We start from the raw sequence: 17,038 nt of genomic DNA on the forward strand, positions 1-17,038 counted from the left end.
CTATCGCCGATTCCGAAGAACCAGCCGCACTCGCCATCAAGCGCCCACACTTATCGGCTGTTAGTTTTTAAAGAGCACATCGCAAGACAAGCCTTACTTCAACTTCCGTCTTGCGTCGCTGCATCAGCAGCAGAGAAACGAGATTATGAAGAACGCTTCGGTTCGTGTCAACAAGAATTCGAAGTTTCTTTTTCTTGCCGATCCGCGCCCGGAGCCTTCTACAACCTACCCCCGAGCACACCGCCGATACCGCCCTCTCCCGCTTCCTTCGCGTTCATCGAATCGCGAAGGAGCGGAATTCTAGTGAGCGGAATCGAGGAGCGCAAGCGCTTTCTCACATGAACGTCACCGATGCTTGAAAACCGGCTCACGCTTTTCAACGAACGCCGCCATGCCTTCCTTCTGATCCTCCGTCGCGAACAGAGAATGGAACAGACGCCTCTCGAAATGAACACCTTCTGCGAGCGTTGTCTCGTAAGCGCGATTAACAGCCTCCTTGGCCATCATCACGGCGGGCAGCGAGAAGCCGGCGATGATCGTCGCCGCTTCGACGGCCTCGTCCAGAAGGCGATCCGCCCCGACGATGCGCGACACCAGCCCCGCCCGTTCGGCCTCGCTCGCGTCCATCATGCGCGCAGTCAGGCACATATCCATCGCCTTGGCTTTCGATACAGCGCGCGGCAAGCGCTGCGTGCCGCCCGCTCCCGGAATCACGCCGAGCTTGATCTCGGGCTGACCGAACTTGGCCGTGTCGGCGGCGATGACGATGTCGCACATCATCGCGAGTTCGCAACCTCCGCCGAGCGCAAAACCCGCGACCGCGGCAATGATCGGCTTGCGAATCGTGCGGATCGTTTCCCAGTTACGCGTGATGTAGTCGCCCTTGTAGACATCCATATAGGAGTAGCCGGCCATCATGCCGATGTCCGCACCCGCCGCGAACGCCTTTTCGCTGCCGGTCAGCACGATTGCGCCGATGTCTCCATCGGCGTCGAATGCCTTGAGGGCGACGCCCAGTTCGTCCATCAGCGCGTCATTCAGCGCGTTCAGCGCTTTCGGACGATTCAGCGTAATCAGTCCGACCCGACCACGCGTCTCGACCAGCAGATTCTCGTAAGCCATTCGCTCCTCCTTGCGATCCTCAGGTAAGCCCTAATGAAAAGTCATTCGTCACTGCATCTCGATAATGCTACCATCACCAACCAACCGGTCGGTTAATTATTCGGCCTGGCACCTTTCCCTCGTTCTTCTCTTCTCGCGACCATGACACATCCGCTATTCACGAAGCACGAAGCGACGCTCGACAAAGCGCTCGCAGCCATCGAAACGCGCGGCTACTGGAGCCCGTTCGCCGAAATGCCGAGCCCCAAAGTGTACGGGGAAACGGCCAGCGCCGATGGAGAGGCAGCATTCAAAGCTCATCTCGGCAAGACTTTCGAACTCGATCAGCCTTCGACGGGCGAAACGGTCGGGAAGGAGCGTTCGCCGTTCGGCATCGCGCTGGACGTCCGCTATCCGAAGGCCGATCCCGACGCGCTGACTCAAGCTGCGGCCAAGGCGCAGTCCGCCTGGCGCGCCGCCGGCCCGCAGGCTTGGGTGGGCGTGAGCCTCGAAATCCTGTCGCGCCTGAACCGCGCCAGCTTCGAGATCGCGTACGGCGTGATGCACACGACCGGCCAGGCATTCATGATGGCATTCCAGGCCGGTGGCCCGCACGCGCAAGACCGGGCGCTCGAAGCCGTTGTCTATGCGTGGGACCAGCTACGTCGCATCCCCGCCGAAGCGCACTGGGAAAAGCCGCAGGGCAAAAATCCGCCGCTCGCGATGCAAAAGCGCTTCTCCATCGTCCCGCGCGGCACGGGGCTTGTGCTCGGCTGCTGCACGTTTCCGACCTGGAACGGCTATCCCGGCATGTTCGCCGATCTCGCAACCGGCAACGCCGTCATCGTCAAGCCGCACCCCGGCGCGATCCTGCCGCTCGCGATCACCGTGCGAATCGCGCGTGAAGTGCTTCGTGAGGCCGGCTTCGATCCGAACGTCGTCACGCTCTTGGCCACCGAACCCAACGACGGCGCGTTGGTCCAGGAACTCGCCGTGCGTCCCGAAATCAAGCTCATCGATTTCACGGGAAGCACGCAAAACGGCACCTGGCTCGAGCGCAACGCGCATCAGGCGCAGGTCTACACCGAGAAGGCGGGCGTGAATCAGATCGTCATCGATTCCGTGGACGACATGAAGTCCGCCGCGCGCAACATCGCCTTCTCACTCGCCCTCTATTCCGGTCAGATGTGCACCGCGCCGCAGAACATCTACGTGCCGCGCAATGGCATCCGCACCGCCGAAGGCCAACTGAGCTTCGATGACGTCGCGAAAGCGCTCGCGGGCGCCGTCGAAAAACTCGCATCCGATCCGGCCCGCGCCGTCGAGCTCACGGGAGCGATTCAGAACGATGGCGTCGTGGAACGCGTCACCGAAGCGCGCAAGCTCGGCGACATGCTGCTCGACAGCCAATCTCTCACGCACCCTGCGTTTCCCGAAGCCCGCGTTCACACACCCCTCATGCTCAAGCTCGACGCGCGCACCGACGAAGCGAAATTCACCAAGGAATGGTTCGGCCCGATTTCGTTCGTCGTCGCGACCGACTCGACCGCGCAATCGCTCGAACTCGCCGGGTCGATCGCGCGCACGCACGGCGCCTTGACGTTCTCGGTCTACAGCACCGACGACAAGGTGATCGAAGCCGCGCACGAAGCAGCCATTGAAGGCGGTGTCGCGCTCTCGATCAACCTCACCGGCGGCGTCTTCGTCAATCAGACCGCGGCGTTCTCCGACTTCCACGGCACGGGCGCGAACCCCGCGGCCAACGCAGCGCTTTCGGATGCAGCTTTCGTCGCAAATCGCTTCCGAGTAGTGCAAAGCCGCGTCCATGTTGCACCGAAGGCCGCGTCGGCGGAAGCTGGCCAGACGGCATAAGCCAATCGACACAAACGATCCAAAGGCCGGATCGCCGTGCAAACGGCTTATGCCATTCGGCCTAATGGAAAGCTCGCGGTCGCGCGGCTAGTATCGGATGCAAGGAATGGCGGCGAGCACGCGCCGCCGCAGCCGGATTCGTCGAGAGAGGAAATGTAATGACAGAGAAGTCCGTGTTCTTTCACGTCGATGTCGAGACGCGCGTCGCGACGTTGACGCTCAATCGCCCCGACAAACTGAACAGCTTCACGCGCGAGATGCATCGCGAGTTGAACCAGGCGCTCACTGAAATAGAAGCGGGCAATGCGCGCGCGCTCGTCATCACCGGCGCGGGTCGCGGCTTCTGCGCGGGACAGGATCTCGCGGATCTGGATTTCACGCCTGGCTCGATGTCGGATCTGGGCGATCTCATCGACGAGCACTTCAATCCGCTCGTGCGCAGGCTTCAGGCTTTGCCGATGCCGGTCATCGCGGCAGTGAACGGCACGGCCGCTGGAGCCGGCGCGAATCTCGCGATGGCGTGCGACTTCGTCGTCGCGGCGCGCTCGGCCAGCTTCATTCAGGCATTCGTGAAGATCGGCCTCGTGCCCGATTCGGGCGGCACATGGCTGCTGTCGCGCCGCGTCGGTGAGGCGCGTGCGCTCGGGCTCGCGCTGACGGGCGAAAAACTCAGCGCCGAGAAGGCGGAGGCGTGGGGCATCGTGTGGCGCGTCGTCGACGATGCCGAGCTGCAGCAAGCGGCCGCGCAACTGGCCGCCCAACTCGCGCAGCAGCCGGCGCGCGCGGTCGTCGCGATCAAGAAAGCGATCCGCGCGAGCGCGAACAGGACTTTCGACCAGCAGCTCGATCTCGAACGCGATCTTCAGCGCGAGCTCGGTGCGTCGCCGGATTACATCGAAGGCGTCGCCGCGTTCAAGGAGAAGCGCGCACCGCGCTTCGAAGGTCTGTGAGAACCGAATCGAACTGGAGATATCTGTGACGCCACAACAACTCGCGGAAGCCACGGCGAAAGCCATGTACGAAGCGGACGCATGCTCGCGCGCGCTCGGCATCGAGCTGATCGAAGTCCGGCCCGGCTATGCGCGTCTGCAAATGGACGTGCGCCCCGACTTTCTGAACGGCCATGCGATTTGCCACGGCGGCCTGATGTTCACGCTGGCGGACTCCGCGTTCGCGTTCGCCTGCAACTCGTACAACATCAGCACGGTCGCGGCGGGCTGCTCGATCGAGTTTTTGCGGCCCGTGCAGGGCGGCGATCGCCTGACTGCCGAAGCGATCGAGCAAACGCTGAGCGGGCGCACGGGTATCTACGATATCCGCGTGACGAATCGCGAAGGCGAGCCGGTCGCGATGTTCCGCGGCAAGTCGGCTCAGATAAGAGGCAACGTAATTCCCGTGTGACGGACTCGTTCATATAACGGACGCGGCATCTAAAAGCCGCGCCGCGTAGTCAGCATCAAGGAGACAGCAATGACCACATCGCTGCCGCTCGATCCGATCGAGAAGGCGAGCCGCGACGAACTCGCGGCGCTGCAGCTCGAGCGTCTCAAATGGACGCTCAAGCATGCTTACGAGAACTCGCCGGTTTATCGGCGCAAGTTTGACGAAGCAGGCGTTCATCCGGATGACGTCACGTCGCTCTCGGATCTTGGCCGTTTTCCGTTTACGACCAAGAAGGATCTGCGCGACAACTATCCGTTTGGCATGTTCGCGGTTCCGCAGGAGCGGGTCTCGCGCATCCACGCGTCATCGGGTACGACGGGGAAGCCGACTGTCGTCGGCTACACGGCGCAGGATCTGGACAACTGGGCGAACCTCGTCGCACGCTCCATTCGGGCGGCCGGCGCACGTCGTGGCGACAAGGTGCACGTGAGTTACGGCTACGGCCTCTTCACCGGCGGACTCGGCGCGCACTACGGCGCCGAGCGCGCGGGACTCACCGTCATTCCGTTCGGCGGCGGCCAGACGGAGAAGCAGGTGCAACTGATCCAGGACTTTCGGCCGGACATCATCATGGTCACGCCGAGCTACATGCTGTCGATCGCCGATGAACTGGAGCGCCAGGGCATCGATCCGGCAAGTTGCTCGCTGCGCATCGGCATCTTCGGCGCGGAGCCGTGGACGAACGACATGCGCCGCGCGATCGAAACGCGCATGGGCATCGACGCCGTCGACATCTACGGACTCTCGGAAGTAATGGGGCCGGGCGTGGCATCGGAATGCGCGGAAACCAAGGACGGCCCGACGATCTGGGAAGATCACTTCTATCCCGAGATCATCGATCCGGAAACCGGCGAGGTGCTGCCGGACGGCGAATTCGGGGAACTCGTGTTCACGTCGCTCACGAAGGAAGCGCTGCCGATCATCCGCTATCGCACGCGCGATCTGACGCGCCTTCTGCCCGGCACCGCTCGCACGATGCGACGCATGGAGAAGATCACCGGCCGCTCCGACGACATGATGATCGTGCGCGGCGTCAATGTTTTCCCGACGCAGATCGAGGAATTGCTGCTCAAGCGCCCGGTACTCGCGCCGCACTATCAGATCGTGCTCACCAAGGAAGGCCCGCTCGACGTACTCACGCTGAACGTCGAGCCTTGCCCCGAATCCGCGCCGGATGTGACCGCGCTCGAAAACGCGAAGTCCGCGCTCGCCTACGACATCAAGGCGCTGATCGGTGTGAGCGCCGTGGTGAACGTGCTCGCGGTGAACGGCATCGAGCGATCCGTCGGCAAGGCGCGGCGCGTGATCGACCGGCGCAACGTCGCCTCTTGAAGCAAAAAGCTCGCGAGCCATGATGGCCGCGAGCTTTTTGTGAAGCTGCCGGGAAACCGGCGATATCAGGAATTGGGCAGCAACAGCCACATCCTGCCGCCCTGCTTCATGCGCCCGGCGAGATCGCCGGCATCGTCCCCCAGTCCCCAGAAATAGTCCGCGCGCACACCGCCTTTGATCGCCGAACCGGTGTCCTGCGCGAAAACGAGGCGATTCATCGGCTGATTGCTGAGCGGACGCGTGGTCTGCAGGAAAACGGGCGTGCCGAGCGGAATCGCCGACGGATCGACGGCAATCGAACGCTCCGGCGTCAACGGCACGCCGAGCGCGCCGACGGGACCGTCGCCGAGACTTGCGGACACCGTTTCGTTAGCGGGCATCTCGCGGAAAAAGACGAAGCGCGGGTTCACGTCGAGCAGTGCGTCGACGCGCGCCGGATTCGCCTTCGCCCATGCTTTGATGCCTTGCATCGTCGCCTGTGCGGGCGTGAGTTCGCCGCGATCGAGCAATTCCTTGCCGATCGAGCGATACGGCTGGTTGTTGGTGCCGCCGAAGCCGACGCGCATCACGCTGCCGTCTTCCATGACGACGCGCCCCGAACCCTGCACCTGCAGAAAGAACGCTTCGATCGGATCGTCGACCCACACGAGTTCGTTGCCGTTCAACGCGCCCGAACGTTCGAGCTGCGCGCGCGCGGGAAGCGCCGAACCGGGCTTGTATCGATACGGCCACCGGTACAACGCATACTGATAAATCCCGTGACGCGTGCGCGACCCGCGCAGAAGCGGCTCGTAGTAGCCGGTCACGAGACCGTCGAGCGTGCCGTCGGTGTTGGCGAGCTGAAATGGCGTGAAATAGGCTTCGAAGAAGCTGCGCGCCGCCGACATGTCGAGGTCGTCGAGCCGCTCGGCCGCCGCGCACGCCTTCTGCCAGTTGGCCTGTCGCGAGAGCCGGTTGCAGTTCTGGCGCAGCGCGGCGGTGGCGCCGATCAGCGAATCGTCCTGCCAGCCCGGCACCTGCTGCCAGCTCACCGCAGTCAGGCGCGAAGCGGCGCGCTGTCCGGTGATGATCGGCGTGCCGGTCGCCGTCGCAGGCCCCGGCTTCACGTAATTGCCGCCGCCGCACGAGGCGAGCAGGACAGCGGTTGCAATCGATGCGGCCCAGGCCGCTGCTCGTGCGGCCGGCCGCACGAAGCGCATACAATGCTCGTTCTTGATGGGAACCGCCATGTCTGATCTGTTCGACGAATATCCAATGCTTATTTTTGCGCTCGAGTCGCTCGTGGCGCTCGCCTTGCTGATCTTCATCGTCGTATGGACGGCATCGGGCAAGAAGAAGAACCAGAACCGCTCGAACGATCCCGCGAAACGGCGCTGATTCGCGCCGCCTGCCGCTGTTTCGCTCAGTGGAGCGTGCGCGGCATATGCAACGCAAATTCCGCTACGGGCGCTTCGAAGCGCTCGCCGTCTTCCGCCACGCAGAAATACTCGCCGCGCATCGTGCCGACCGGCGTCGCGATCACCGCCCAGCTCGTGTATTCGAACTGCTCGCCCGGCGGCAACAGCGGCTGATGCCCGACGACGCCCAGCCCCTTCACTTCCTGAACGTGATCGTTGCTGTCGGTGATGATCCAGTGCCGCGAGATCAACTGCGCCGCCACCTGGCCGGTATTGCGGATCGTCAGCGTGTAGGCAAATGCGTACTGCCTGCTATCCGGGTCTGATTGGTCCGGCAAATACCGCGTCTCCACGGAAACGCTGAATTCGTACTGGCTCATCGTTGTTCCAATTCCAATTCGATCGGCCGCTTGGCCGCCAGACACGGGCGCGCCGGCGCGCGGCCATTGGTCTGGCATTCTGCTTGATGCGCGCGGCGCCCGCAACACGATTGGCGTCCCGCCGCCACATCCGCGCGCCATCCGTTGGCCATTCGGACGAGGGACTCCGCGGAAAACGCGGGTTAAAATCACGGCTTTAGGTCGCTACCCGCATACGTCCATGGCGCAATTCCACATCGCTCCCAGCATCCTGTCCGCCGACTTTTCCCGCCTCGGCGAGGAAGTCCGCAACGTCGTCGCCGCCGGCGCCGACTGGATCCACTTCGACGTCATGGACAACCACTACGTGCCGAACCTGACGATCGGTCCGATGGTGTGCGAGGCTATCCGCCCGCACGTGGACGTGCCCATCGACGTGCATCTGATGGTGCGCCCGGTCGACCGCATCGTGCCCGATTTCGCGAAGGCCGGCGCCAATGTGATCAGTTTTCATCCGGAAGGTTCGGATCACATCGACCGCACGCTGTCGCTGATCCGCGATCACGGCTGCAAGGCGGGCCTCGTTTTCAATCCCGCCACGCCGCTGATCTACCTCGATCACGTAATGGACAAGGTCGATCTCGTGCTCATCATGTCGGTGAATCCGGGTTTCGGCGGGCAGTCGTTCATTCCCGAGGCGCTCAACAAGGTGCGCGAGGCACGCGCGCGCATCGATGCGTATCGGGATCGCACGGGGCGCGAAATCCATCTGGAAGTCGATGGCGGCGTGAAGGTCGACAACATCGCGGAAATCGCGGCGGCCGGCGCGGATTCGTTCGTCGCGGGATCGGCCATTTTCGGCAAGCCCGACTACAAGGCGGTCATCGACGCAATGCGCGCCGAACTGGCGAAGGTGGAATCTGGAGCGAAAGCATGAGTGAGATCGCAGCGGCGCAATCGCCCTTCGTGAATCGTCCGATCCGCGCGGCGATCATCGACCTCGACGGCACCATGGTCGACACCGCCGACGACTTCGTCGCGGCACTGAATGCAATGCTCGCGCGCATCGCCATCGAACAGCCGGTCACGCGCGATGAAGTCACGGGCTATGTCGGCAAGGGTTCGGAGAATCTGATCCGCAGCGTGCTCGCCGTGCGGCTGTCGCCGTCGCAGGCGGTCGCGCAGTTCGACGACGCGCTCGCGATCTATCAAAGCGAATACGCGAAGGTCAACGGCAAGCACTCGACGCTATTCCCCGAAGTGAGGGAAGGCCTCGAAGCGATGCGTGAAAGCGGCGTCGCGCTCGCATGCGTGACCAACAAGCCGCATCGCTTCGCCGTGGAGTTGCTTGCGCACTTCGGCATTGCGGATTTCTTCAAGGTGATTCTCGGCGGCGACTCGCTGCCCGCGAAGAAACCCGATCCGCTCCCGATGCTCACCGCATGCGAACGACTGGACGTCTTGCCGCGCGAGACCGTGGCGGTCGGCGATTCGGAAAACGACGCGCTCGCGGGCCGCGCGGCCGGCCTCGCGACCTTGACCGTTCCGTACGGTTACAACCATGGGAAGCCTGTACAGTCGGTGAAATCCGATGGTATAGTTTCCTCGCTGCGCACCGCAGCATCGGCGATTGCGGCCACCTTGGCGCCGCCGGACACCACACTGACTGAATAAGTCCATCCATTCATGTTTCTCAACAGAAAACGGAGTCTGAGCAGCATCGACCGGGGAGCCTGGCCCTGGCGTCGCTGGTCGCGCTAACCTCGCCCGAGGTGCGCTGAAGCCGTCATGCGTGATCGCGCTTCAGCATCCGTTTTTTGTTTCGCTGCGCATACCCGCGCCGTTTCCGTTGAATCGTCGTATATCGAACCTCGCTCACGCACGCGTCGTGTAGTGCCGCGAGTCGTCCTGTCCGCTTCCGCAAATCGAAGCGGCGGGGCCGTCGTATGCGATCATCACGAGATTCGACCGACCGCAGCGCCCTGCACTCCCCGATACCGCGCCACCCAGAAAGCGCGCATCGCTCAAGGATCGCAACATGACCGAACTCGAATTCCAATCGCTGGCGAACGAAGGCTTCAATCGCATTCCGCTCATCGCCGAAGCCCTCGCCGACCTCGAAACGCCGCTCTCGCTCTATCTCAAGCTCGCGCAGACCGAGCGCAACGGCGCGAACTCGTTCCTGCTGGAGTCCGTCGTGGGCGGCGAGCGTTTCGGGCGCTACTCGTTCATCGGTCTGCCGGCCCGCACGACCGTGAGCGTGCGAAACGGCAAGACGCAAGTCGTGACCGATGGCAACGTCGTCGAAACGGATGAAGGCGATCCGCTCACGTTCATCGAGCAATATCAAAAGCGCTTCAAGGTCGCGACGCGGCCCGGCTTGCCGCGCTTTTGCGGCGGTCTCGCGGGCTACTTCGGTTACGACGCGGTGCGCTACATCGAGAAGAAGCTCGCGCACAGTGCGCCGCCCGACGATCTCGATCTTCCCGACATCCAGTTGCTGCTGACCGAAGAAGTCGCGGTCATCGACAACCTCGCGGGCAAGCTTTATCTCATCGTCTACGCCGATCCGACCAAGCCGGAAGCGTATGCCAAGGCGAAGCATCGGCTGCGCGAACTGAAGGCGCGTTTGCGGGTGACGGTTCAACCGCCGGTGACATCCGCGAGCGTGCGTACGGAAACGTTCCGCGAATTCAAGAAGGACGATTATCTGAACGCCGTGCGCCGCGCGAAGGAATACATCGCGGCCGGCGAACTGATGCAAGTGCAAGTCGGCCAGCGGCTCATCAAGCCGTTTCGCGACAATCCGCTTTCGCTGTATCGCGCGCTGCGTTCGCTGAATCCGTCGCCGTATATGTACTACTACAACTTCGGCGGCCAAGTGCACGTGGTCGGTGCATCGCCGGAAATTCTCGTGCGTCAGGAAAAGCGCGCCGACGATCGCATTGTGACGATTCGTCCGCTCGCAGGCACGCGCCCGCGCGGCAACACGCCCGAACGCGACGCCGAACTCGCCACCGAACTGCTTAACGATCCGAAGGAAGTCGCCGAGCACGTCATGCTGATCGACCTCGCGCGCAACGACGTCGGCCGCATCGCGCAGACCGGGTCGGTCACCGTGACGGACAAACTGGTCATCGAAAAATACTCGCACGTCCAGCACATCGTGAGCTCGGTCGAAGGCAAGCTCAAGGAAGGCATGAGCAATTTCGACGTGCTGCGCGCCACCTTCCCTGCCGGCACGCTGTCCGGCGCGCCGAAGGTTCGCGCGATGGAACTCATCGACGAACTCGAGCCGATCAAGCGCGGCTTGTACGGCGGCGCTGTCGGGTATCTGTCCTTCAGCGGCGAAATGGATCTGGCCATCGCGATCCGCACCGGTCTCATCCACAAGGGCAATCTCTATGTTCAGGCGGCAGCGGGCGTCGTCGCCGATTCGGTGCCCGAATCCGAATGGCAGGAAACGGAGAACAAGGCGCGCGCCGTGCTGCGCGCCGCCGAGCAAGTGCAAGACGGCCTCGACAGCGACTTCTGAGGAGACAAGCCATGCTGCTGATGATCGACAACTACGATTCCTTCACCTACAACCTGGTCCAGTACTTCGGCGAACTCGGCGAGGACGTGCTCACGTATCGCAACGACGAAATCACGCTCGACGAAATCGCGAAGCTCAACCCCGAGCGCATCTGTCTTTCGCCGGGACCGAGCAATCCGCAACACGCGGGCATCACGCTCGACGTGTTGCGTGAGTTTTCCGGCAAGCTGCCGATTCTCGGCGTGTGCCTCGGCCATCAGGCAATCGGCGAGGCGTTCGGCGGACGCGTCGTGCGCGCACAGACGATCATGCACGGCAAGGTGAGCCAGATCGAAACCGACTGTAAAGGCGTGTTCGCCGATCTTCCCAAACACTTCAACGTGACGCGCTATCACTCGCTCGCTATTGAGCGCGAGTCTTTGCCCGACTGTCTGGAAGTGTCCGCGTGGACGCCCGACGGTGAAATCATGGGTGTTCGTCACCGTGAGCTGGAAGTGGAAGGCGTGCAGTTCCATCCCGAATCGATTCTTTCCGAGCACGGCCACGCGCTGCTCGAAAACTTCGTGAAAAACTCTTCGACCGGAAAGCGAGCCTGACGACATGACCATCACCGCACAGGAAGCGCTGCAGCGCACGATCGAACATCGGGAAATCTTTCACGACGAAATGCTGCATCTGATGCGCCAGATCATGCGCGGCGAGATGTCGCCCGTCATGGCCGCCGCGATCATCACCGGCTTGCGCGTGAAGAAGGAAACCATCGGCGAAATCGCCGCTGCCGCGACCGTCATGCGCGAATTTGCGAATCACGTCGAAGTGGCGGACAACTCGAATTTCGTTGATATCGTCGGCACGGGCGGCGACGGCTCGCACACGTTCAATATCTCCACGGCATCGATGTTCGTCGCGGCCGCGTCGGGCGCGAAGGTCGCGAAGCACGGCAACCGCGGCGTGTCGAGCAAATCCGGCAGCGCGGACGTGCTCGAAGCCCTCGGCGTGAACATCGATCTGACACCGGAACAAGTGGCCGCTTCCATTGCCGAAACCGGCATGGGCTTCATGTTCGCGCCGAATCATCATCCGGCGATGAAGAACATCGCGCCCGTGCGCCGCGAACTCGGCGTGCGGACCATCTTCAATATTCTCGGGCCGCTGACGAATCCGGCCGGCGCGCCGAATCAGCTTCAGGGCGTGTTTCACGAAGACCTCGTCGGTATTCAGGTGCGCGTGATGCAGCGTCTCGGCGCGAAACACGTTCTTGTCGTGTACGGCAAGGACGGCATGGACGAGGTGTCGCTCGGCGCCGCGACGAAAGTCGGCGAGCTGAGAAACGGCGAAGTCACCGAGTACGAGATTCATCCGGAGGATTTCGGCCTGCAGATGGTGTCGAATCGTTCGCTGAAGGTGCAGGACGCGCAGGAATCGAAGGCAATGCTGCTCGGCGCGCTGAACAACAAGGCGGGCGTCGCGCGCGAGATCGTCACATTGAATGCGGGAACCGCGCTTTATGCCGCGGATGTCGTCGATTCGATCGAAGCCGGCATGGCCGCCGCGCGCGAAGCGATCGAGAGCGGCGCGGCGCGCGAGAAGGTCGAGACGCTCGTGAAGTTCACGCAGCAATTCGCAAAGAAATAACGGAACCCGAACGGAAGCCGACATGAGTGACATTCTGGATCGCATCATCGCGGTCAAGCGCGAGGAAGTCCGCGCTGCCGAACAAAGCGCGCCGCTCGAAGAGCTGAAACTCGAAGCCAGTTCGCGCGACCTGCGCGATTTCGTCGGCGCATTGCGCGCGAAGCATGCGGCGAATCAGGCGGCGGTGATCGCGGAAGTGAAGAAGGCGAGCCCGTCGAAGGGGGTGCTGCGAGAGGATTTCGTACCCGCCGACATCGCGCGTTCGTACGAAAAAGGCGGCGCCGCATGCCTTTCCGTGCTCACCGACGTGCAGTTCTTCAAGGGTAGCGTCGCGTATCTGGAGGAAGCGCGCGCGGCGTGCAGTCTGCCGGTGCTGCGCAAGGACTTCATCATCGATCCGTATCAGATCATCGAAGCCCGCGCGATGGGCGCGGACTGCATTCTGCTGATCGCCGCCGCGCTCGAACTCTCGCAGATGCAGGATCTCGAAGCCTACGCGCACTCGCTCGGGCTCGCGGTGCTGGTCGAAGTCCACGACGCCGACGAACTGCGCGACGCGCTCACGCTGAAGACGCCGCTCATCGGCATCAACAATCGCAATCTGCGCACGTTCGAAACGACGATCGAAACGACCATCGGCTTGCTGGAGCAGATTCCCGATGACCGCATCGTGGTAACGGAATCCGGCGTTCTGTCGCGCGTCGATGTCGACCGGCTGCGCGCGATGCGCGTGCATACGTTCCTCGTCGGCGAAGCGTTCATGCGCGCCGACGATCCGGGCGCCGAACTCGCGCGCATGTTCTTCTAAATCTCATCGACGGGAACCGCATGGGCATCGAACGGGAATTGAAACTCGCGCTCGCGCCGTCGCAACACGACGACGTGGCGCGCTTCTTCGACGAACGCACCGGCGCGGGCAAGCCGATCGAGCTTGCCAACGTCTACTTCGACACGCCGGACTGCGCGCTCGCGAAGGCGAAATCCGCGCTGCGCCTGCGCCGCACGCCGGAGCAATGGCTGCAGACGTTCAAGACGCTCGGCAAATCGGTGGCTGGCCTGAGCAACCGGCACGAGTGGGAGTTGCCGGTGCAAGGCGAAGCGCTCGAAATCGATGCGCTCATTGCCGCCTGCGACAACGACGCCGCGCGCGAAGCGCTGGAACGCGCCGCGCCGGACCTGATCGCGCTGTTCAAGACCAATTTCAGGCGCATCGTCTGGGACATCGAGCGCGAGGGTTCGCATATCGAAGTCGCGCTGGATCGCGGCGAAATCACGGCGGACGTCGACGGCACGACGCGTCGCGCGGATATCAGCGAGCTGGAGCTGGAACTGAAATCCGGCGAGGAAAGCGCGCTTTCGATGCTCGCGGCGGAATTGCGCGGCGCGTTTCCCGAGATCGTTCCCGAAGACCTCAGCAAGGCGCAGCGCGGCTATCTGCTGCGCGAGCCGCCCGAAGGCAAGAACCGCAACGCATGAATCAGCAGCCTTCCCTTTTCGCGGATAACGAAGCCGCGAACGCGTCGTCGAACTCCACGACGCTCGAAAGTCAGTTCGACGCGCTGCCCGCCGACTGGCGCCGCCATCTGAAGCCGTTCATCGACAGCAAGCATTACGCGGCGTTGTGCGCGTTCGTCGATGCCGAGCGCGCCGCCGGCAAGACCGTCTATCCCGCCGATGTCTTCCGCGCGCTGCGCCTCACGAGTCCTGCCGACGTGAAGGTCGTCATCCTCGGACAAGACCCGTATCACGGCGAGGACAAAGGCGCGCCGCAAGCGCACGGCCTCGCGTTTTCGGTGCCCGCACCCGTGCGCCCGCCGCCGTCCTTGCGCAACATCTTCAAGGAGATTCACGCGAGTCTCGGATTTCCCGCGCCCGCGCACGGTTGCCTCGATTCGTGGGCCAAACAAGGCGTGCTGCTGCTGAACACGTCGCTGACGGTCGAGCGCGATAAAGCCGGAAGCCACGCGAAACGCGGCTGGGAACAATGCACCGACACGCTGATCCACGAAATGGCGCAGCGTCACGATGGCCTCGTGTTCATGCTGTGGGGCGCGCACGCGCAGGCGAAGCGCAAGCTGATCGACGACACGCAGAAGGCGCATTGCGTGCTGGAGGCGGCACATCCGTCGCCGTTGTCGGCGTATCGCGGATTCTTCGGCTGCGGGCACTTCGCGCTCGCGAACGAATATCTGACGAAGCACGGACGCGCGCCGATCGACTGGCGTCTGCCCGCCGAGCCTGAATTGCTCGCCTGAAACGCAAAAAACCCCGCCACGCGGTAATGCCGTTCAGTTAGCGCTGAACGGCATTTTTGTTTGTGGAGCGAGAAGTGGTTGTAAACGGAGCGCCGGACTGTTAACTTCTCGGTGCGATGCTTGCCAACCACCTCACGTACCTGATCGAAGCACAGGAGCCGGCCGATCTGCGACGGTTGGCCGAGCATCTGCCCTTCGAGTGGATCGAACGCGCAGTCCAGGCGACCGGCACGGCGAGCATCCGGCGCCGTCGCCTTCCGGCCGAGCAGGTGGTGTGGCTGGTCATTGCGCTGGCGATGTACCGTCACTGGTCGATCAGCGAGGTCCTTGACAGCCTCGATCTGGCCTTGCCCAACGAGGCCGCCCCGTTTGTCAGCAAGAGCGCTGCGGCGCAGGCGCGCCAACGCGTTGGCGAAGCGCCGATGGCGTGGCTGTTTGAACAGACCGCGCGAGCGTGGACGACTCAGGACGCGGCCCACCATGCGTTCAAGGGCTTAAGTCTGTGGGCACTGGATGGCACCACACTCCGCACCCCGGACAGCGCGGCCAACCGCGAGCACTTTGGCGCGCAGGGCTATGCCAGCGGCAAGGTGGCGAGTTATCCGCAGGTGCGCGCCGTGACGCTCACCGCCATTCCGACGCACCTGATCGCCGATATCAATTTCGGTCGCTACGACACCAACGAAATGGTGTACGCCAAAAGCCTGCTGGCGCAGATCCCGGAAGACTCACTGACGGTGTTCGACAAGGGCTTTCTGGCCGCGGAAATCCTGTGTGGCCTGACGATGAACGCGCGCAATCGCCACTTCCTGATTCCAGCCAAAGCCAACACCTGCTGCGAAGTCGTCTCGGGTAGCGCTGACGATGCGATGGTGCGCATGCGTGTGTCGCCGCAGGCGCGCCAGAAATGTCCGGCTTTGCCCGAATTCTGGAGCGCGCGGGCGATCCGTGCCATCGACGCGCGCGGACGCGAACGCGTGCTGCTGACTTCGCTGATCGATCGCCGACGCTTCAAACCCGCTGATATCGTCGCCTGTTATGAGCGCCGCTGGCAAATCGAAACCAGTTACGCCGAGCTCAAACAATCGATGCTGGGTTCGGAATTGACCTTGCGCAGCCGCACCGTCGCAGGGGTCTATCAGGAGATATGGGGCGCGTTGATCGCCTACAACCTGATTCGACGTGAGATCGCGAGCGCCGCGCGAGAAGCGAAACTTGCTCCGACTGATATCAGCTTCGTGCGAGCGCTTCACACGATCCAGCACGAGATGATGTGGGCGGCCCTCACGCCGGCGTTTGCAAAATTACCCGCCTGCCTTCAGCGTCTGCGCGAAAGGCTCAAGTCTATGCGCAACGAAAAACGACCCGGACGCACATGCGACCGGGTCGTCAAATCCCGCCCTAAACGGTACACCGTTCGCTATCTAAGAAAAGACCTTAACTGAACGGCATTACCGCCACGCGGGGTTTTTCTTCGATACGAAAGCGCTTAAACCGCTGCGATCGCCTCACGCGCCGACGCGAGTGCCGCGCCAGCCGCTTCCGGTCCCATGTTCAGGCCTTCGGCGTAGATGAAGTTCACGTCCGTCATGCCGAGGAAGCCGAGGAACGTCTTGAGGAACGGCGTCTGCGAATCGTTCGGCGTGCCTGCGTACTTGCCGCCGCGCGCCGACACCACGTACACCTTCTTGCCCTTCACGAGACCTTCCGGACCATTCGCGGTGTAGCTGAACGTGATGCCCGCACGCGCGATCCAGTCGAAATACGTCTTCAGTTGCGACGAGATGCCGAAGTTGTACAGCGGCGCTGCGATTACGACGATATTCGCGGCTTGCAGCTCGGCGATCAGCGCTTCGCTCTTGGCGTTGATCGCGGCTTGCTCCGCAGTGCGCTGATCGGCGGGCGTGAAGAACGCGCCGAGCGTGGCGTCGTCGAGATGCGGCAGCGCGTCGCCCAGCAGATTGCGCACGACCACCTTCGCGCCCGGATTGCTTTGTTGCAGTTTCGCGGTCAGTTCGTCGGCGAGCAGCGTCGATTGAGCGCCTTGCGAACGGGCGGCGGAGTTGATCTGGAGAATCGTCGTCATGATGGCTTCCTGTCTCTGAGAGG

At 62.8% G+C, this 17,038-nt stretch carries 19 protein-coding genes; 15 read left to right on the forward strand and 4 right to left on the reverse strand.

Translation table 11 applies throughout. From position 1 onward, the window contains the following. On the forward strand, positions 1-342 hold a 342-nt coding region (locus tag NCS00_RS12370; protein ID WP_250440214.1), incomplete at its 5' end, for a hypothetical protein. 3 nt (positions 343-345) lie between these two features. Here NCS00_RS12370 and NCS00_RS12375 read toward each other — a convergent pair. Further along, positions 346-1,122 (reverse strand): enoyl-CoA hydratase, encoded by a 777-nt coding sequence (locus NCS00_RS12375; RefSeq protein ID WP_250440215.1) that lies wholly within the window; start codon positions 1,120-1,122, stop codon positions 346-348. A gap of 141 nt (positions 1,123-1,263) precedes the next feature. On the opposite strand from NCS00_RS12375, the gene paaN reads away from it, so the two are divergent. The 4 genes from paaN to paaK all read left to right on the forward strand — a co-directional run bounded on the left by paaN (position 1,264) and on the right by paaK (position 5,748). Beyond that, entirely contained in the window at positions 1,264-2,973 is a 1,710-nt protein-coding gene (gene paaN, locus NCS00_RS12380) for a phenylacetic acid degradation protein PaaN (RefSeq protein WP_175983113.1), read from the forward strand. A 158-nt stretch (positions 2,974-3,131) separates the two neighbouring features. Beyond that, positions 3,132-3,923 carry a 2-(1,2-epoxy-1,2-dihydrophenyl)acetyl-CoA isomerase PaaG gene (gene paaG / locus NCS00_RS12385; protein WP_008344440.1) on the forward strand — a complete coding sequence of 264 codons (792 nt, stop codon included), beginning with the start codon at positions 3,132-3,134 and terminating at the stop codon, positions 3,921-3,923. Positions 3,924-3,987: 64 nt separating this feature from the next. Next, on the forward strand, positions 3,988-4,374 hold the full coding sequence (paaI, locus tag NCS00_RS12390; RefSeq protein ID WP_235366211.1) for a hydroxyphenylacetyl-CoA thioesterase PaaI: 387 nt from the start codon (positions 3,988-3,990) through the stop codon (positions 4,372-4,374). A 69-nt stretch (positions 4,375-4,443) separates the two neighbouring features. Continuing rightward, entirely contained in the window at positions 4,444-5,748 is a 1,305-nt protein-coding gene (gene paaK / locus NCS00_RS12395; protein WP_008344438.1) for a phenylacetate--CoA ligase PaaK, read from the forward strand. 65 nt (positions 5,749-5,813) lie between these two features. Here the strand turns inward: paaK and mltA are convergent, their stop codons facing one another. Continuing rightward, on the reverse strand, positions 5,814-6,977 hold the full coding sequence (gene mltA / locus NCS00_RS12400) for a murein transglycosylase A (protein WP_502800742.1): 1,164 nt from the start codon (positions 6,975-6,977) through the stop codon (positions 5,814-5,816). Between mltA and NCS00_RS33685 the strand changes: the two genes are divergently transcribed. Continuing rightward, entirely contained in the window at positions 6,976-7,125 is a 150-nt protein-coding gene (locus tag NCS00_RS33685; RefSeq protein ID WP_033536109.1) for a hypothetical protein, read from the forward strand. The genes mltA and NCS00_RS33685 overlap by 2 nt on opposite strands. A 25-nt stretch (positions 7,126-7,150) precedes the next feature. Here the strand turns inward: NCS00_RS33685 and apaG are convergent, their stop codons facing one another. Beyond that, a complete protein-coding gene (gene apaG / locus NCS00_RS12405) occupies positions 7,151-7,525 on the reverse strand; it encodes a Co2+/Mg2+ efflux facilitator ApaG/CorD (protein ID WP_008344432.1) in 375 nt (124 codons plus the stop codon). 220 nt (positions 7,526-7,745) lie between these two features. Between apaG and rpe the strand changes: the two genes are divergently transcribed. The 9 genes from rpe (at position 7,746) to NCS00_RS12450 (ending at position 16,374) form a co-directional block, all read left to right on the forward strand. Beyond that, entirely contained in the window at positions 7,746-8,441 is a 696-nt protein-coding gene (rpe, locus tag NCS00_RS12410; protein ID WP_008344430.1) for a ribulose-phosphate 3-epimerase, read from the forward strand. Next, a complete protein-coding gene (locus NCS00_RS12415) occupies positions 8,438-9,178 on the forward strand; it encodes a phosphoglycolate phosphatase (RefSeq protein ID WP_008344428.1) in 741 nt (246 codons plus the stop codon). The genes rpe and NCS00_RS12415 overlap by 4 nt, the downstream gene beginning before the upstream one ends. A 364-nt stretch (positions 9,179-9,542) precedes the next feature. Further along, on the forward strand, positions 9,543-11,039 hold the full coding sequence (gene trpE / locus NCS00_RS12420; RefSeq protein WP_250440216.1) for an anthranilate synthase component I: 1,497 nt from the start codon (positions 9,543-9,545) through the stop codon (positions 11,037-11,039). A gap of 11 nt (positions 11,040-11,050) precedes the next feature. Beyond that, positions 11,051-11,635 carry an aminodeoxychorismate/anthranilate synthase component II gene (locus NCS00_RS12425; RefSeq protein WP_034473938.1) on the forward strand — a complete coding sequence of 195 codons (585 nt, stop codon included), beginning with the start codon at positions 11,051-11,053 and terminating at the stop codon, positions 11,633-11,635. 4 nt (positions 11,636-11,639) lie between these two features. After that, positions 11,640-12,674: an anthranilate phosphoribosyltransferase gene (gene trpD, locus NCS00_RS12430; RefSeq protein WP_250435228.1), complete on the forward strand. Its 1,035-nt coding sequence runs from the start codon at positions 11,640-11,642 to the stop codon at positions 12,672-12,674. A 22-nt stretch (positions 12,675-12,696) separates the two neighbouring features. Next, the gene (gene trpC, locus NCS00_RS12435) at positions 12,697-13,482 is read left to right on the forward strand and encodes an indole-3-glycerol phosphate synthase TrpC (protein WP_008344421.1); all 786 of its coding nucleotides are present in this window, start codon (positions 12,697-12,699) and stop codon (positions 13,480-13,482) included. A gap of 20 nt (positions 13,483-13,502) precedes the next feature. Beyond that, positions 13,503-14,150, forward strand: coding sequence for a CYTH domain-containing protein (locus NCS00_RS12440; protein ID WP_008344419.1), 648 nt, complete (start codon positions 13,503-13,505; stop codon positions 14,148-14,150). After that, positions 14,147-14,929 carry a uracil-DNA glycosylase gene (locus NCS00_RS12445; RefSeq protein ID WP_008344418.1) on the forward strand — a complete coding sequence of 261 codons (783 nt, stop codon included), beginning with the start codon at positions 14,147-14,149 and terminating at the stop codon, positions 14,927-14,929. The genes NCS00_RS12440 and NCS00_RS12445 overlap by 4 nt, the downstream gene beginning before the upstream one ends. Positions 14,930-15,045: 116 nt before the next feature. Next, on the forward strand, positions 15,046-16,374 hold the full coding sequence (locus NCS00_RS12450; RefSeq protein WP_250440217.1) for an IS4 family transposase: 1,329 nt from the start codon (positions 15,046-15,048) through the stop codon (positions 16,372-16,374). 44 nt (positions 16,375-16,418) lie between these two features. On the opposite strand, the gene NCS00_RS12455 is transcribed toward NCS00_RS12450, so the two are convergent. Next, the gene (locus NCS00_RS12455) at positions 16,419-17,015 is read right to left on the reverse strand and encodes an FMN-dependent NADH-azoreductase (RefSeq protein WP_250440218.1); all 597 of its coding nucleotides are present in this window, start codon (positions 17,013-17,015) and stop codon (positions 16,419-16,421) included. Positions 17,016-17,038: the final 23 nt, after the last annotated feature.

Origin of the sequence: Caballeronia sp. AZ1_KS37 (assembly GCF_023631165.1) — a bacterium.
Classification (GTDB): domain Bacteria; phylum Pseudomonadota; class Gammaproteobacteria; order Burkholderiales; family Burkholderiaceae; genus Caballeronia; species Caballeronia zhejiangensis.

What these genes read in the sequence shown, in the direction of transcription:
- mltA (WP_502800742.1), bottom strand. Translation starts at nt 6,977, where the DNA reads ATGGCGGTTCCCATCAAGAACGAGCATTGTATGCGCTTCGTGCGGCCG.
- NCS00_RS12445 (WP_008344418.1), top strand. Translation starts at nt 14,147, where the DNA reads ATGAATCAGCAGCCTTCCCTTTTCGCGGATAACGAAGCCGCGAACGCG.
- paaI (WP_235366211.1), top strand. Translation starts at nt 3,988, where the DNA reads ATGTACGAAGCGGACGCATGCTCGCGCGCGCTCGGCATCGAGCTGATC.
- NCS00_RS12455 (WP_250440218.1), bottom strand. Translation starts at nt 17,015, where the DNA reads ATGACGACGATTCTCCAGATCAACTCCGCCGCCCGTTCGCAAGGCGCT.
- NCS00_RS12440 (WP_008344419.1), top strand. Translation starts at nt 13,503, where the DNA reads ATGGGCATCGAACGGGAATTGAAACTCGCGCTCGCGCCGTCGCAACAC.
- trpC (WP_008344421.1), top strand. Translation starts at nt 12,697, where the DNA reads ATGAGTGACATTCTGGATCGCATCATCGCGGTCAAGCGCGAGGAAGTC.
- trpD (WP_250435228.1), top strand. Translation starts at nt 11,640, where the DNA reads ATGACCATCACCGCACAGGAAGCGCTGCAGCGCACGATCGAACATCGG.
- NCS00_RS12425 (WP_034473938.1), top strand. Translation starts at nt 11,051, where the DNA reads ATGCTGCTGATGATCGACAACTACGATTCCTTCACCTACAACCTGGTC.
- NCS00_RS12415 (WP_008344428.1), top strand. Translation starts at nt 8,438, where the DNA reads ATGAGTGAGATCGCAGCGGCGCAATCGCCCTTCGTGAATCGTCCGATC.
- NCS00_RS12375 (WP_250440215.1), bottom strand. Translation starts at nt 1,122, where the DNA reads ATGGCTTACGAGAATCTGCTGGTCGAGACGCGTGGTCGGGTCGGACTG.
- paaG (WP_008344440.1), top strand. Translation starts at nt 3,132, where the DNA reads ATGACAGAGAAGTCCGTGTTCTTTCACGTCGATGTCGAGACGCGCGTC.
- paaK (WP_008344438.1), top strand. Translation starts at nt 4,444, where the DNA reads ATGACCACATCGCTGCCGCTCGATCCGATCGAGAAGGCGAGCCGCGAC.
- NCS00_RS12450 (WP_250440217.1), top strand. Translation starts at nt 15,046, where the DNA reads ATGCTTGCCAACCACCTCACGTACCTGATCGAAGCACAGGAGCCGGCC.
- trpE (WP_250440216.1), top strand. Translation starts at nt 9,543, where the DNA reads ATGACCGAACTCGAATTCCAATCGCTGGCGAACGAAGGCTTCAATCGC.
- paaN (WP_175983113.1), top strand. Translation starts at nt 1,264, where the DNA reads ATGACACATCCGCTATTCACGAAGCACGAAGCGACGCTCGACAAAGCG.
- rpe (WP_008344430.1), top strand. Translation starts at nt 7,746, where the DNA reads ATGGCGCAATTCCACATCGCTCCCAGCATCCTGTCCGCCGACTTTTCC.
- NCS00_RS33685 (WP_033536109.1), top strand. Translation starts at nt 6,976, where the DNA reads ATGTCTGATCTGTTCGACGAATATCCAATGCTTATTTTTGCGCTCGAG.
- apaG (WP_008344432.1), bottom strand. Translation starts at nt 7,525, where the DNA reads ATGAGCCAGTACGAATTCAGCGTTTCCGTGGAGACGCGGTATTTGCCG.